Origin of the sequence: Blastomonas sp., assembly GCF_030373265.1 — a bacterium.
Classification (GTDB): Bacteria; Pseudomonadota; Alphaproteobacteria; order Sphingomonadales; family Sphingomonadaceae; genus Blastomonas.
Map to the genome: position 1 here is coordinate 148,877 of NZ_JAUCZC010000006.1, position 13,981 is coordinate 162,857.

18 protein-coding genes are annotated in these 13,981 nt (G+C 63.8%); 13 read left to right on the forward strand and 5 right to left on the reverse strand.

Annotation, left to right across the window (positions count from 1 at the left end):
- Positions 1-284: 284 nt before the first annotated feature.
- Together QUV11_RS05620 and hemE are read right to left on the reverse strand one after the other, a co-directional pair.
- Complete coding sequence (locus tag QUV11_RS05620) at positions 285-749, reverse strand: CopD family protein (RefSeq protein WP_289619261.1); 465 nt, start codon at positions 747-749, stop codon at positions 285-287.
- A 55-nt stretch (positions 750-804) separates the two neighbouring features.
- A complete protein-coding gene (hemE, locus tag QUV11_RS05625; RefSeq protein WP_300880991.1) occupies positions 805-1,857 on the reverse strand; it encodes a uroporphyrinogen decarboxylase in 1,053 nt (350 codons plus the stop codon).
- A gap of 282 nt (positions 1,858-2,139) precedes the next feature.
- Here hemE and QUV11_RS05630 point away from each other — a divergent pair, with 282 nt between their 5' ends.
- From QUV11_RS05630 to QUV11_RS05675, 10 genes are all read left to right on the forward strand, one after another.
- Positions 2,140-2,982 (forward strand): pyruvate, water dikinase regulatory protein, encoded by an 843-nt coding sequence (locus tag QUV11_RS05630; RefSeq protein ID WP_300880992.1) that lies wholly within the window; start codon positions 2,140-2,142, stop codon positions 2,980-2,982.
- A gap of 12 nt (positions 2,983-2,994) precedes the next feature.
- Positions 2,995-3,588 (forward strand): nucleoside triphosphate pyrophosphatase, encoded by a 594-nt coding sequence (locus tag QUV11_RS05635; RefSeq protein WP_300880993.1) that lies wholly within the window; start codon positions 2,995-2,997, stop codon positions 3,586-3,588.
- Between the two features lie 16 nt (positions 3,589-3,604).
- Positions 3,605-4,417 carry a shikimate dehydrogenase gene (aroE, locus tag QUV11_RS05640; RefSeq protein WP_300880994.1) on the forward strand — a complete coding sequence of 271 codons (813 nt, stop codon included), beginning with the start codon at positions 3,605-3,607 and terminating at the stop codon, positions 4,415-4,417.
- Positions 4,414-5,052 (forward strand): dephospho-CoA kinase, encoded by a 639-nt coding sequence (gene coaE, locus QUV11_RS05645; protein WP_300880995.1) that lies wholly within the window; start codon positions 4,414-4,416, stop codon positions 5,050-5,052. Before aroE ends, coaE begins: the two co-directional genes overlap by 4 nt.
- A gap of 25 nt (positions 5,053-5,077) precedes the next feature.
- On the forward strand, positions 5,078-5,779 hold the full coding sequence (dnaQ, locus tag QUV11_RS05650; protein WP_300881007.1) for a DNA polymerase III subunit epsilon: 702 nt from the start codon (positions 5,078-5,080) through the stop codon (positions 5,777-5,779).
- 128 nt (positions 5,780-5,907) lie between these two features.
- A complete protein-coding gene (raiA, locus tag QUV11_RS05655) occupies positions 5,908-6,471 on the forward strand; it encodes a ribosome-associated translation inhibitor RaiA (protein ID WP_289619257.1) in 564 nt (187 codons plus the stop codon).
- A 194-nt stretch (positions 6,472-6,665) separates the two neighbouring features.
- The gene (locus QUV11_RS05660; RefSeq protein ID WP_300880996.1) at positions 6,666-7,127 is read left to right on the forward strand and encodes a PTS sugar transporter subunit IIA; all 462 of its coding nucleotides are present in this window, start codon (positions 6,666-6,668) and stop codon (positions 7,125-7,127) included.
- Positions 7,114-7,623 (forward strand): PaaI family thioesterase, encoded by a 510-nt coding sequence (locus QUV11_RS05665; RefSeq protein WP_300880997.1) that lies wholly within the window; start codon positions 7,114-7,116, stop codon positions 7,621-7,623. Before QUV11_RS05660 ends, QUV11_RS05665 begins: the two co-directional genes overlap by 14 nt.
- Positions 7,623-7,976: a DUF1491 family protein gene (locus QUV11_RS05670; protein WP_300881008.1), complete on the forward strand. Its 354-nt coding sequence runs from the start codon at positions 7,623-7,625 to the stop codon at positions 7,974-7,976. Before QUV11_RS05665 ends, QUV11_RS05670 begins: the two co-directional genes overlap by 1 nt.
- A 200-nt stretch (positions 7,977-8,176) precedes the next feature.
- Positions 8,177-8,836 carry a cell wall hydrolase gene (locus QUV11_RS05675; protein WP_300880998.1) on the forward strand — a complete coding sequence of 220 codons (660 nt, stop codon included), beginning with the start codon at positions 8,177-8,179 and terminating at the stop codon, positions 8,834-8,836.
- Positions 8,837-9,030: 194 nt separating this feature from the next.
- On the opposite strand, the gene QUV11_RS05680 is transcribed toward QUV11_RS05675, so the two are convergent.
- The 3 genes from QUV11_RS05680 to QUV11_RS05690 all read right to left on the reverse strand — a co-directional run bounded on the left by QUV11_RS05680 (position 9,031) and on the right by QUV11_RS05690 (position 11,348).
- Positions 9,031-9,417, reverse strand: coding sequence for a UrcA family protein (locus QUV11_RS05680; protein WP_300880999.1), 387 nt, complete (start codon positions 9,415-9,417; stop codon positions 9,031-9,033).
- A gap of 467 nt (positions 9,418-9,884) precedes the next feature.
- Complete coding sequence (gene thiS / locus QUV11_RS05685; protein ID WP_300881000.1) at positions 9,885-10,895, reverse strand: sulfur carrier protein ThiS; 1,011 nt, start codon at positions 10,893-10,895, stop codon at positions 9,885-9,887.
- A gap of 75 nt (positions 10,896-10,970) precedes the next feature.
- The gene (locus QUV11_RS05690) at positions 10,971-11,348 is read right to left on the reverse strand and encodes a MerC domain-containing protein (protein WP_300881001.1); all 378 of its coding nucleotides are present in this window, start codon (positions 11,346-11,348) and stop codon (positions 10,971-10,973) included.
- Between the two features lie 149 nt (positions 11,349-11,497).
- Between QUV11_RS05690 and QUV11_RS05695 the strand changes: the two genes are divergently transcribed.
- From QUV11_RS05695 to QUV11_RS05705, 3 genes are read left to right on the forward strand one after another with little or no spacing between them, the layout of a single operon-like run.
- The gene (locus tag QUV11_RS05695) at positions 11,498-12,583 is read left to right on the forward strand and encodes a COX15/CtaA family protein (protein ID WP_300881002.1); all 1,086 of its coding nucleotides are present in this window, start codon (positions 11,498-11,500) and stop codon (positions 12,581-12,583) included.
- Complete coding sequence (cutA, locus tag QUV11_RS05700) at positions 12,580-12,930, forward strand: divalent-cation tolerance protein CutA (protein WP_300881003.1); 351 nt, start codon at positions 12,580-12,582, stop codon at positions 12,928-12,930. The genes QUV11_RS05695 and cutA overlap by 4 nt, the downstream gene beginning before the upstream one ends.
- Positions 12,931-12,946: 16 nt before the next feature.
- A complete protein-coding gene (locus QUV11_RS05705) occupies positions 12,947-13,765 on the forward strand; it encodes a hypothetical protein (protein WP_300881004.1) in 819 nt (272 codons plus the stop codon).
- The last annotated feature ends 216 nt before the right edge of the window (positions 13,766-13,981 follow it).

Genomic DNA, 13,981 nt, shown 5'->3' on the forward strand with positions numbered 1-13,981 from the left:
GATCAGGCGACAGTCATGGGAAGTTCTGTGGGACGCCCAGCCGGTAATCCGGTCGCTGGTGGAAAGGGTCGTCAAAGGTCCCGGACGGGACGAACGCGAAATAAGCCCGGGTTGCGGGAAAGTCAATCGGGGCTGCGACGGGGCGAAATAGCACTTTCCCCTACCGCATCCTTTCCCGATCCCCTGCGCAGGCAGGGGTCCATCTCCAAAGCGTGCATCCAGACGCACCGGCAGGAGATGGGCCCCCGCCTTCGCGGGGGAACAGGACGTTCAATACCGGAGGATCAGAAAGGCTTCACGATCACCAAAATCACGATCACCGCAGCGGCGATGCCCGGCACCTCGTTGACCAGCCGCAATTGCTTGCCTGTGAACTTGCGCTCGCCCCTTGCGAGCTTTTTCGCATAGCCGACCATCCAGCCATGATAGCCGCTGAGCAAAAGCACGAACAGCAATTTGGCGTGGAACCAGCCTTGCGAAAACGCGCCGATCTGCACCGCCAGCACCAGTCCGAGCAGCCATACCACGATCAGCGCGGGGTTGAGGATGATCTTCTTGAGCTTGGCCTCGCGCTCGACCCAGAGCGCCGCCTCGGGCGATCCGGCAGCGGCTTCCTGATGATAGACGAAGAACCGCGGCATCATGAACAGCCCCGCCATCCAGAAGATGACGAAGATCAGATGCGCCGCTTTGAGCCAGAGATAGAGCATTGAAAGGACGTAATCCGTTGTCAGGAGGAGCTCGTTCATGGTGCCATGCCGTGTGTGCGGGCAGGAAAACCCGCCCGCTCGTTAGGCAGCGCGATTATGCGCCCTGCTTCACCAGTGTAAGCAGTGCGTGAACATGTTCAATGGGCGTCTGCTGCAATATGCCATGGCCCAGGTTGAAAATGTGCGGCCGCCCCTCGAAGGTGCGGATGATGTGCCGGACCGCGCTTTCCATCTGCTCGCCACCCGCCAGCAGCGCCAGCGGATCGAGATTGCCCTGCACCGGCAGATGCGCCGGGATGTTGGCCGCGGCCCAGACCGGATCGATCGTCTCATCCAGACCCAGCGCATCAACCCCGGTCTCGCGCGCATAGGCGGCAAGCTTTTCGCCCGCGCCCTTGGGAAAGCCGATCACCGGAACCCCGGGGCGTGCTGCGTGAATCGCGGCGGCGATCCGCGCATTGGGGGCGATGACCCAGCGTTCGAACTGCGCCGGGGCCAAGGATCCCGACCAGCTGTCGAAAATCTGCACCGCATCGACCCCGGCATCGATCTGGCCGATGAGATAGGTGATCGTCAGATCGACGATCGCGTCGATGAGCGCCTGAAAGCCTTCCGGATCACGATAGGCGTAAGACCGGGTGGCGTGCTGGTCCTTGCTGCCCTCGCCGTTGACCATATAGGTCGCCACGGTCCATGCCGACCCTGCAAAGCCCAAAAACGCCTTCTCAGGCGCAAGATCGGCTTTGACCAAGCGCACCGTCTCATAGATCGCATCGAGCCGCTCAGGGACCGGCACAAGGCTTTCCAGCGCATGGTCGATCAGTGTCGGCGACAGGTGCGGTCCCTCGCCGACCAGGAACTGCAGGTTCTGCCCCATCGCATACGGAACGATCAGGATATCGGAAAACAGGATGGCGGCATCGAGATCGAAGCGCTTGAGCGGCTGGAGCGTTATCTCGGCGGCCGAGGGGCTGTCATAGACCAGCTCGAGAAAGCCTCCCTTTTCTGCCCTGAGAGCCCGATACTCCGGCAGATAGCGCCCAGCCTGGCGCATCATCCACATCGGCGGCGTCTCGTGCACCTTGCCTGCCAAGCACTCGAGCAGCGGCGCGGTGCGCACTGCGGTCTGAACTGTGTCCCCGCCCATACTTTATCTTATATCCTTTAATTAGGAATCTGTTGAAGAAGGCCGCTTGATAACCGGCATGACGCTTTCTTGCCTGATGTATCGACAGATTGACAGTCGGCAAATTGCACGAGCGTCACGAGTCGGAAAATTTATCCCGGCTATCAACAGCCTGTCGATAAGCTTGTCAGCTGTGGACAAAGGCCCGGACGATTCAACCGGTAGAGGGGAGCGTTTTCCTCCCCGGTTTTGCCCACAACATCATGCCTTGATTTATCCCCCTACAACCCACAGACCATCGCCATGAGCCGCTTTCACCTCCATCTGCTGTCGGATTCCACCGGCGAGACGCTGGAAAACATCGCCAAGGCTGCCCTGGCGCAGTTCGATGCGGTCGAGATCATAAAGCACTTCTGGCCGATGGTCCGCTCCGAAACCCATCTCGACCGGATCCTCGACGAGGTCGCGGCCAATCCGGGGCTGGTGCTGTTCACTCTGGTCAATCCCGATATCCGCGCCAAGCTCGAACGGCGCTGCCGGGTGCTCGGCCTGCCGATGGTGCCCGCGCTCGATGCGGTGAGCGACGCGCTGTCCAACCTGCTCGGCCAGGCCGCCAAGGCACGCCCCGGCAGGCAGCATGTGCTCGATGCCGCGTATTTCGCGCGCGTCGAGGCGATTCAATTCACCATCGCGCATGACGACGGCCAGAACTGGGAAAACTGGGAAGCCGCCGATATCGTGCTCGCCGGCGTGTCGCGCTCGTCCAAGACGCCGACCTCGATCTATCTCGCCAACCGCGGCTACAAGACCGCGAACATCCCGATCGTGGTCGAATCCCCGCCGCCTCGGGCACTGTTTTCGCTTCGGCATCCTCTGGTCGTCGGGCTGACCACCAACCCCGAGCGGCTGATCGCGGTGCGGCGCAATCGGCTGTTGTCCTTGAACCAGGCACCCGAAACCGATTATGTCGATGATGAGAAGGTCAAGGCAGAGCTGGCCTTTGCCCGGCGGATGTTTGCGGATAATGGTTGGCCGGTGATCGATGTGACCCGCAGGTCGATCGAGGAATCGGCCGCAGCGATCATCAACCTGTTCAACGAGCGCGAAAGCCGCGGACAGGCAGGGCTGGCCATAGATGAAGAGTAAGGACACCAAGACATGCTGATACTCGCATCGCAGAGCGCATCGCGCCGGACCATGCTGGACAAGGCCGATGTGCCGTTCACCGTGGTGGCGGCGCATATCGATGAATCGGCAATCCGAGCCTCGCTCCACGCCGAGGGCACCTCTCCGCGCGATATTGCCGATGCGCTCGCCGAAGCGAAGGCGATGCGCGTGGGCACGAAACGGCCCGAAGCGATGGTGCTGGGATCGGACCAGATTCTCGAAACGTCGACCGGCGAGATGCTGTCCAAGCCGCAGACGCCCGAAGACGCGATCCGCCAGCTCGAAACTCTATCGGGCGAGGCGCACAAATTGTGGAGCGCCGCCGTGATCGTCGAGGGCGGACGGCCGATCTGGCGGCATGTGGAAAAAGCGGTGATGCACGTGCGTCCTCTGGGCAGCGCCTTTGTGCGCGACTATGTGGATAAGCACTGGGAATCGATTGGATATACGGTGGGTTGTTACGAGATCGAAGGCGCGGGCGCCCAGCTTTTCAGCCAGATCGATGGCAATCATTTTACCGTGCTGGGCATGCCCCTGCTGCCCCTGCTCGGCTTTCTGCGCGAGCGCGAGCTGATGCCGAGCTGAGCGGCCGAACAAGTCTGTGGAAAAACCTTACGCAGAAGTGATCGGCGACCCGATCGCGCACAGCAAATCGCCGCTGATCCATGGCTTCTGGTTCGCCAGGCTGGGAATGGACGCAGACTATCGCGCCACCCATGTGACGCCCGAAGGGCTGGCCGATTATATCGCGGCGCGGAGCAAGGATCCGCTCTGGCGCGGCTGCAACGTCACCATCCCGCACAAGATGGCGGTGATGGAGCATGTCGCCGATCCCGGGGATGTCCGCGCCAGCATCGGTGCGATGAACACCATCGCGCGCGATGAAACCGGCGCCGTGTTCGGCACCAACACCGATGCCGGCGGGTTCTACGCACCCTTGGGGCAAAGCGATTTCACCGGCGCGGATGTCGCGATCATCGGGGCGGGCGGGGCCGCGCGGGCGGTGCTGTTTGCCCTGTCCCGCATGGATGTCGGCACGGTCACCATCCACGCGCGCAATGCGCTCAAGGCGATGGGGCTGCTCGCCAGCTTCGGATTGAAGGGCCAGGTGCGCGGGCTTGGCGATCCGCTCGGCGATGTCGGGCTGCTGGTCAACACCAGCCCGCTCGGCATGCGGGGCTTCGATCCGCTCGAAGTCGATCTGTCGACGCTGGCGCAAGGCGCGCTGGTCTATGACATCGTCTATGCGCCGCTCGAAACCGCCTTGCTCAAGGCGGCGCGCGCCCGCGGGCTCGACACCGTCGACGGACTGGAAATGCTGATCGGCCAGGCGGCGCTCGCGTTTGAGATCTTTTTCGGTGTCGCCCCGCCGCGCGATGGCGAGGACGAATTGCGCGCGCTGCTGACCGCATGACCGCGCACGTCAAGCGGCTGCCCCCCCATCATCGACACCGCCCTATGGTGCTGGGGCTGACCGGATCGATCGGCATGGGCAAGTCGGCCGTCGCTGCCATGCTGCGCGCCGAAGGCGTGCCGGTGTTCGACGCCGATGCCGAGGTCCACCGGCTGCAGGGACCGGGCGGCGCCCTGCTGCCAGCCATCGAGGCAGCGTTTCCCGGCACCACCGGGGCGCAAGGCGTCGATCGGGCGAAGCTGGGCGCGGCGGTGTTCGGCAAGCCGGCTGCGCTCAAGATGCTCGAGCATATCGTCCACCCCGCCGTCGGGCGCTCGCGGGCTGCGTTCGTCCGGGCCAACCGCGCGCGGCGCATCATCGTGTTCGACATTCCCCTGCTGTTCGAAAAGGGCGGCACCGAGCATGTCGACGGCATCGTCGTCGTGTCCGCCGCTTTGTGGCAGCAGCGCAAGCGCGTGATGGCGCGGCCAGGCATGACCGCCGCACGGCTTCGGCACATTCGTCACCTGCAGATGGCCGACCATCACAAGCGTTGCCATGCCGACTGGATCATCCCCACCGGGGGCACCAAGCTGGGCACGCGGCAGGCGGTGCGGAAGCTGCTGGGGAATTTGCGGTCGTCTCTTGCGCGCTGATCAAATCAGGCCAATAATGACTGAAATGAGAGAGATCATTTTCGATACCGAAACCACCGGCCTGTCCCCCGACGAAGGGCACAGGATGGTCGAAATCGGGTGTATCGAGATGGTTGGGCGGATGGCCACGGGCCGCACCTACCACGCCTTTTTCAACCCGCAGATGCCGATGCCGCCCGAGGCCGAGCGCGTGCATGGCCACTCGGACGCGTTTCTCGCCGACAAGCCGCTGTTCCATGAGCGCGCGGGCGAACTGCTCGAGTTTCTGGGCGATGCGCAGCTGGTGGCGCACAATGCCGGGTTCGACATGCGCTTCGTCAACGCCGAGCTGGCGCGGATCGATCTGCCGCCGATCCCGATGGCGCGCGTGATCGACACCGTGGCGATGGCGCGGTCCAAGTTCCCCGGATCGCCGGCCAGCCTCGATGCTCTGTGCAAGCGCTTCGGGGTCGATCGCAGCCACCGCGTACTGCACGGCGCGCTGCTCGATGCCGAGTTGCTGGCGCAGGTCTATATCGAGCTGACCGGCGGGCGGCAGATCGGGCTGGGTCTGGCCGACGAGATGGATGGCGACGCATCGGGCATTCCCGCCCGGCCCCGGCTGATTCCTGCCATCGGACGTCCGCATCGCCTGCCGCGTCAGTTCGCCGCCAGCGCCGAAGAACTGGTGGCGCACCAGGAATTTCTCGCCAAGATCAAGCAGCCCTTGTGGCTGTCCAAGCGTTGAAAACAAAACTCTTCGCGAAAGGAGGTCAGAACCAGGTTCCCTAAATACCTTCTGCCCTTGCGCAGGGGACATTCTGTCCGGTCTGCCGCGGTTCATGCCGGCGGTGGGCCTCAAAAATGGAGAACATCATGGACATTCGTATTTCAGGTCATCAGGTCGATACTGGCGAAGCACTCAAGGTGCATGTCTCGGACCGGCTCAATGCGATTGTCGAAAAGTATTTTTCAAAGGCGATATCCAGTCAGGTCACCTTCGGGCGAGGGCCGCATGACCAGTTCCAGTGCGATATCGTCACGCATGTGATGCAGGGCCTGATCCTCAAGGGCCAGGGTATCGCGCCCGACGCGCATGTCGCGTTCGACATTGCCGCAGAGAAGATCGACAAGCAGCTGCGCCGCTATATGGGCCGCCTCAAGGGCCGCCAGGAGCAGGTACAGCACGCTTTGGCCGAAGAAGAGGCTGCCTATACCGTGTTCGACAGCGGCAACGAGGAAGACGAGGCGGGCGATTTCCCCGTGGTGATCGCCGAGACCCGGGTCGACGTGCCCGAGGCGACCGTGTCCGATGCGGTGATGATGCTCGATCTGCGCAACACCAACGCGCTGTTTTTCAAGAACACCGGCACCGGACGGCACAATATGGTCTATCGCCGTACCGATGGCTCGATCGGCTGGGTCGAACCGGCCAAATAACGCCTAGTTGTGCGCCTTTGCACAGAGCCGCTTGGTTTTTGCGGCAATCTGGTGCATGGGCGCCCCAGATATGCGTTGGCGGGACGAGGACAGAACCTCCCCGGCAGGGGCAACGCGAAACCTGACGGACATTCCTGCGCCCGCACTCGGCAACGATCGAGGGCGGGCGCACAGAATCGAGACTATTGATTATCATGGCGTGGTTCGAACTCGACAAGCAGGCGGTGCTCATCTCGGCGCGCGTCGCGGACAAGCAGCAGGCGCTGGAACTGGCAGCCGAACAGTTCGGCCATTGCTATGGGCTGGACACCGACAAGGTGCTGAGCTGCCTGCTCGAACGCGAGCAATTGGGCTCGACCGGGTTCGGTCGTCGCGTGGCGATCCCGCACGGCAAGATCGACGGCCTCGATCATTCGCTGGCGGTGCTGCTGCGGCTGGGCAAGCCGATCGACTTCGGCTCGATCGACAACCTGCCCGTGGACCTCGTGATCGCGCTGATCTCGCCGGTGGCCACCGGGGCCATGCATCTGCAGGCGCTGGCGCACATCTCGCGGCTGACGCGCGACGAAAAGACCCTGGCCAAGATCAAGGGCGCGGACGATCCCGATGCCATCTTCGCCCTGGTGACCGCCGAGCTGGACCGTGACGCTGCCTGAAGCCGTTTCCGGTCAGGCCTCCGGTACCGGAGCCGAAGCGCATTATCGCGCGCTCGAGCGCCTTTACGAGGCCGCCGCGATCAACCGCCTGTTCCCCTCGCGCCTCAGCATCACCGAGCACGGCCGCGCGCGGATCGACTTCAACGTCACGCCCGAGCATTTTCATGCCGCAGGCGCAGCGCACGGCACCTTGTATTTCAAGATGCTCGATGATGCGGCGTTTTATGCCTGCAACGCGCTGGTCACCGACCGGTTTCTGCTGACCACCGCCTTCAATCTGCATTTCACAGCGCCCGTACGCGCCGGACCGGTCTATGCCGAGGGCCATTGGGTCAGCGGCCGCAGGCGGGTGTTCGTCGGAGAGGCGCGGCTGGTCGATAGCCATGGCGAAGAGATCGCCCGCGGCACCGGCACGTTCATGCGATCGCATATCGGCCTGTCGGGGCTCGAGGGCTACAGCCTCCCGACCGCGATACCCGGCACGGACGCGGCTTGATGATCGAACCGCGACTCGCCGCGCATATCCGGATCGAGGCGCTGAAGCGGCTGACCCAGGCGGCAGGGGGGTTTGCCACGTTGCTGGCGAAGGGCGACTTGGTTGCGGGTGCGATCTTGATCACGCGCACGGTGCGCGGCGCCGACAATGGCGTGATCGAGGGGACGTCGGATCTCGACGGAAGCGTCCACTGGAAAGAGATCTGGAATGAAGACGCCCAGACGATCGCGGGCAAGGGGACGCTATCGGAATATGTAGCGCGCCGACGGTCCAGAGACCCCGATATATGGGTTATTGAACTGGATGTCGCCAGCCGCGCACAGTTCGACGCTATAATCAACCAGATGCGTTGACTCGCCTGGCCCCATGATAGAGGGGCGCGTTCACCAGAAACGCGCAGGCGGCTTACAGGTTCCACCGGAATACAGACCGGTCGGAGAATCCGAAGCAGGCACGCAGACGGGGGGAAACCTTTCGGAGTACGGCCAGCAGATATCCTTCTGCCAGCTCGTTGCCCCGGACATGGTGACTCACCGCACAGTCAAAGACTTTGATGAGTACGATAATCAAGGCAGCCAGCATGGCCGCCGTGGCGATTTATTCGATCGCTACCCTGACCTTCACCGACGCTTCAGCCGCCTTTGCATCGCCGCTGATTGCCGACATGATCCAGCCGGTCCCAGCCCAGACCAGCGAAGACGCCGTTTCCAGCGACCTTGACGTCCCTGTCGAAACCCTCGCGGATGCTGATACCGACCCCCTTCAGATCGACACGCAGAACGCCGCTCCGCCGCTCAAGGCCGAGAGCCTGACGCAGCTCGTCGCGATGCATGATCATCCCGCCCAGATCGACGAAGAAACCCGCTGCCTTGCCGGTGCGGTCTATTTCGAATCCAAGGGTGAAACGCTCAACGGCCAGCTCGCCGTCGCCAAGGTGGTTATCGCGCGTCGCGATTCGGGCCGCTTTGCCAACAGCCTGTGCGGCGTGGTCTATCAGCCCAGCCAGTTCTCGTTCGTGCGTGGCGGCAAGATGCCCGCCATCCCGACCTCCAGCCGCAGCTGGTCCGAAGCGGTTGCCATCGCGCAGATCGCGCTGAACGATGCCTGGGAAAGCCCGGTCGAAGGTGCGTTGTTCTTCCACGCGCGCCATGTCTCGCCCGGCTGGCGGATGCAGCGCCTTGCCGCTGTCGACAACCACATTTTCTATCGTTGAGTTCGGCTGCCCGATCGGGCAGTTACGGACCCCTATCGAGCTAGTCCTTTGGGTCGCGAAGGACTGAGGCGGGCGCAGCAATGCGTCCGCCTTACCATTTTTACCCGTCGAATGGGTGGGATGCAAAAAAGGACCGGCGGCTTGGGGGCCACCGGTCCAGTCTCGACTTTACCAAGGGTTGGTAAACTGGAAAATCAGCTGCCTACGGCGATGCGCTCACCGGCTTTGAAATGATCGCCGGCCTCGGCGCGGGCGACCAGCGTCACCATCGCGCGCTGGCCGCTGGCCATGGTTTCCTGGATGCACGCGCGACGATCCATCTGCTGCTGCAGCGGTGCGCGCTCGGCCGCGCCACAGACCTTCTGCGATGCGACCTTGAGGCGCGATTCGAGCGCTGCGACGCCCTGCGCCGTGGTCAGGTCCAGATCGACGAACCGAACGTCGACGCTGCGGTAGACGCGTCCATCCTTTTCGACCGAGGTGATGGGATTGGCCTGCACAGAGGCGGAAAACAGGATGGCGGTGGCAGTTGCCGCAGCCAGGCTGCGAGACAGAAATGATGCGGGTGCGGGGGCAAGCATGGGGTGGGGTCCTTTCGATGATGCAAACTGAACCGTGACCGGCCCTGTTGGTTAAGGGGCCCATCAGGGCCGGTTCTGGTTTGCCGCGGATGCCCGGCCTGGGGAGCTATGGACATCCGCGACAGGATCTGGATAGGCGCCCAGGCGCGGCCGGTCGCGGCCCGCTCGACCAAATCGGCCAATGCGTCGCTCAACGACTACACGCGTCGACGAACGACAGCGCGGGATCGACAAATGTTATAATGTCGCGAATGTGTCATCCGAATCGGTCGGCTCGGACTAAGCTGACGTTACGGAAAGGCTGATGGCCAACCGCTTTGTTTCGTCAGGCTCCCGAACGCGGGAATCCCGCTGAGGCATTGGCGGACACGCGGGACACCCGCGTTGGCGGGGGTGACGAACCATTGGTCGATGCAGACGGCTATGCCAGGCCGGTTCCACGTGGAACCGATGGACGCCGACGAGGATCAGATCAGGCCAGCAAGCGGGCTCGACGGATCGGCATATTTCCGCGTGCCCATGCGTCCGGCCAGATACGCGTCGCGTCCGGCCTGAACCGCCAGCTTCATCGCGCGCGCCATGCGGATGGGATCCTTGGCTTCGGCGATGGCGGTGTTCATCAGCACGCCGTCGCAGCCCAGTTCCATTGCGATCGCCGCATCCGATGCGGTGCCGACGCCCGCATCGACCAGCACGGGGACCTTGGCGTTCTCGATGATCAGACGGATGGTCACCCGGTTCTGGATGCCCAAGCCCGATCCGATCGGTGCGCCCAGCGGCATGATCGCCACCGCGCCCGCGTCTTCTAGCCTTTTGGCGCCGATCGGATCGTCGACGCAATAGACCATCGGCTTGAAGCCTTCCTTGGCCAGGATCTCGGTGGCGCGCAGCGTTTCGTGCATGTCGGGGTAGAGCGTCTTGGCCTCGCCCAGCACCTCGAGCTTGACCAGGTCCCAGCCGCCCGCTTCGCGCGCCAGCCGCAACGTGCGGATCGCATCCTCGCCGGTGAAGCAACCGGCGGTGTTGGGCAGATAGGTGATCTTCTTGGGATCGATGAAATCGGTCAGCATCGGCGCGCTGGGATCGGAGACATTGACCCGGCGGACCGCGACGGTGACGATCTCGGCGCCCGAGGCTTCCACTGCGGCGGCGTTCTGCGCAAAGTCCTTGTACTTGCCGGTGCCGACGATAAGTCGCGAGCGGAAGGTGTGCCCCGCCACGCTCCAGCTGTCGTCGGCAGGCGCATGATCGCCGCCCCCGACGAAATGCACGATCTCGAGCCGGTCGCCATCGGTGACGGTCACTTTAGCCAGCGTCGAACGCGGCACGATCTCCAGATTGCGCTCGACCGCGACCTTGGCCGGATCAAGACCCAGGCTGGTGACCAGAGCGGCGATGCTGTGCCCGGCGGGCACGCGGCGCCGTTCGCCATTGATATGGATGGTGATGTCGGCGGTGCTGGTTTCGGTGCTGGTCATAGGCCGCAACTCTTGGCGCGGATGGCAGGCAAAGGGCAAGTGCGAATGTTAGTGTCCGACTTGCAGCAGCCTTCGTCAGCCCTGACGGGCGGCGCGGTAATTGAGCAGATGCGCGACGCTGAGCAGGGCGACGCCTGTCAGGGTGAGCGCATATTCATAGGCGCTGCCGTGCGGCACCGTCATCGCCATGACCATAGCAGCAATGCCGACAACGCCGATCCCCAGCGGCAGCCGCGCGCCATGCGTGCGCACGCCATGGCCCAGAGCCAGCGCAGCCATCAGCGCGGCGAGCACGAAGCCCACTTCGTGCACCCAGGGCGCGAGCAGCATGCCGCCCAGCGAGGCAAATCCCGCCACCAGCCAGATCCCTGCGGCGCAGTGCACCATGCACAATGCCGACAGCGCAATCGCTGCAGAATCGAGCTGGCCGGATTTGGTGATACGAGACAACATGCAGTCCCCATAGGTGATATGATATCATTGCGCAATGTCGCTTGAACGGTCGGTCGCAAAAACATGCCGATGGGCCCGGTTTGGCAGGAACGGGACGCTGTGCAAAAAACCCCTTGCAAGCCGGGCACCGGCGTCCGAAATGCGTGACCATGACCAGCCTCTCGCAAGCCCGAGTTCCCGCAGCCCAGTCCGGCGGACGTGCGACCCCGTCCGCAATCGCCAACTGGCTGTATGGCGTGGCGCTGCTGGTGTTTGTCATGGTCGTGGTCGGCGGGATCACCCGGCTGACCGAATCGGGCCTGTCGATCACCGAATGGAATGTCGTGACCGGCATCCTGCCACCTTTGTCCGAGGCGGCGTGGGTGGCCGAGTTCGAGAAGTACAAGCTGATCCCGGAATATATCGAGGTCAACGCCGGCATGACGCTGGCCGAGTTCAAGACCATCTATTTCTGGGAATATGTTCACCGGCTGCTGGGGCGGCTGGTCGGTGTCGCTTTCGCGCTCCCGTTTGCCTATTTCGCCATCCGCCGCGCGATCCCCACAAGCTATGGCTGGCGGCTGACGGCTTTGTTCGCGCTGGGCGGGCTGCAGGGCGCGGTGGGCTGGTGGATGGTCACCTCGGGCCTGTCCGAGCGCACCGATGTCAGCCATTTCCGGCTTGCGGTGCACCTGCTCAACGCGCTGTTCATCATGGCGGGGCTGATCTGGACCGCGCTCGACCTGAAGGCGCTGGCGCGCGACCCCGGTGGCCGTCCGGCGCGGATGACGGGCCTGAGCCTGATCGTGATCGCGGTGCTGTTCGTGCAATTGCTGTTCGGGGCCTGGGTGGCGGGGCTCAACGCGGGCTATGCGGCGAAAAGCTGGCCGCTGATGAACGGGTCGTTCTTTCCGGTCGATGTCGACTGGTCGCAGGGGCTGGTACACACGCTGACCCATGATCCCCTCATGCTGCACTTCCTTCACCGCTGGTGGGCGTTCGCAGCCGTCGCCGCCCTGGTGGTGATGGCGCGCAGCGTGCGCCGCGTCGACCGGCGGATTTCGCTGGCGATCCACACCGCCTTTGGCGTCCAGGTTCTGCTCGGCATCGCCACGGTGATGACCAGCGTCGATCTGCATCTGGCGGTGCTGCATCAGGCGGTTGGCGCCATCCTGGTTGCGACGACGGTCTGGGGCGCGCACCGGCTGGGCCAGACCTCGCCGGTCGCCAGTCCCGCCAGATCGGCGGTTGCGTGATCGGCGATCTGGCCAGCGAACCATCCGATATCCGGCTGGTCTACTGCCCCTTTGCCGACGAGGAGCAGGCGCGGACGATTGCGCGCACCGTGGTGCGCGAACAGCTCGCCGCCTGCGCCAACATCCTCGCCCCCGTGCTTTCGGTCTTTCACTGGCAGGGTGAACTCTCCGAACAGGCCGAGGTGCCGGTGCTGTTCAAGACCGCCCTGCCCCAGTCCAAGGCCTTGGTCGCGCGGATCGTGCATCTGCACAGCTACGAAGAGCCCGCCGTGCTGGTGCTGCCGGTCGACTATTGCCCGCCCAGCTTTCGCGCCTGGGTGTTCGCGCAGACGCTCGCGGTCGATTGATGCTGGGCATCTGCTGATGCTGACCGGCGCGCTGCTGCTGCTCGCGCAGCCCGCCGCGAGCCTTGGTGCCCCGCCCGAATCCCCCGCATGCCCCGCAGCGGTGATTGCCTTCGCCCCGCCGCTTGAGACCCCGCTGGTGCTGATCCGCAGGATAGACCGTCCTGTGGCCGAGGGCATCTTCACCCAGACGGTGACCTATGCCGTGACCTTCACCCGCTCGGGACGCGGCTACCGGATGCGCTGGCAGCAGACCGGGCATCGGGTCGATGCCCCGCCCGAATTGCTTCGGCTGCTGGCGCTGGATGGAGAAAGCGCGGCCGGCGAGATTCTCGACTTCACGCTCGATGCGGACGGCACGCTGCTGGGCGTGACCGAATCGCCCGACGCGGCTGAGCGACTCAGGCTGGCGATCGACCGTCTGCGCACCGACCCCGCGCTGACCGCGCGTTCGGAGCGCGAGCAGGTGGCGATGACGGCGGTGCTCGACCGGCTGGCGGCGCTGCCACCCGGCGAGCGTGCCGAAGTGCATAAGGTCAAGGCATCGCGCCTGCTGATGCTGGCCGGACGCCCATGCCGTTCCAGTGCGCTGGTGGCAGCCGATGGCGCGAGCTTCCGCTTGGCCGCGGTAACCGGCGAAACCCTTGGTTTTTCAAGCGCGAGAGCCGAATCCCTGCCCGATGGCCCGCAGTTTTCCGTCCGCACCACCGGCACGCTGTCGTTGCGCACAGGGTTGGTCGAAAGCCAGCACCGCAGCATGACCAGCACGGTCAAGGGTAGCAGCCGTCTGTTCCGCGAATCGGTGACGCTCGAGCCCATATCCGCCAAGCCGGATTGAAGAAGGTATCATTTTACCTCATTGCAATCGCGCGGAAAGCTTGACTAAATGCGCCTCGATGGTCATTAGCCGCGCTACGCTCAGACCGCTTTAGGTCTGTTCGTTTCATAGAAACGTGTCAGCCGACAGGCGGCGGCCCGATCCGGGCCCGTCCGACCACCGGCTGATGTTTTGGAAGGTTGAAGGCCATGAAGGCTTTGCTCAAGACCACCAAGT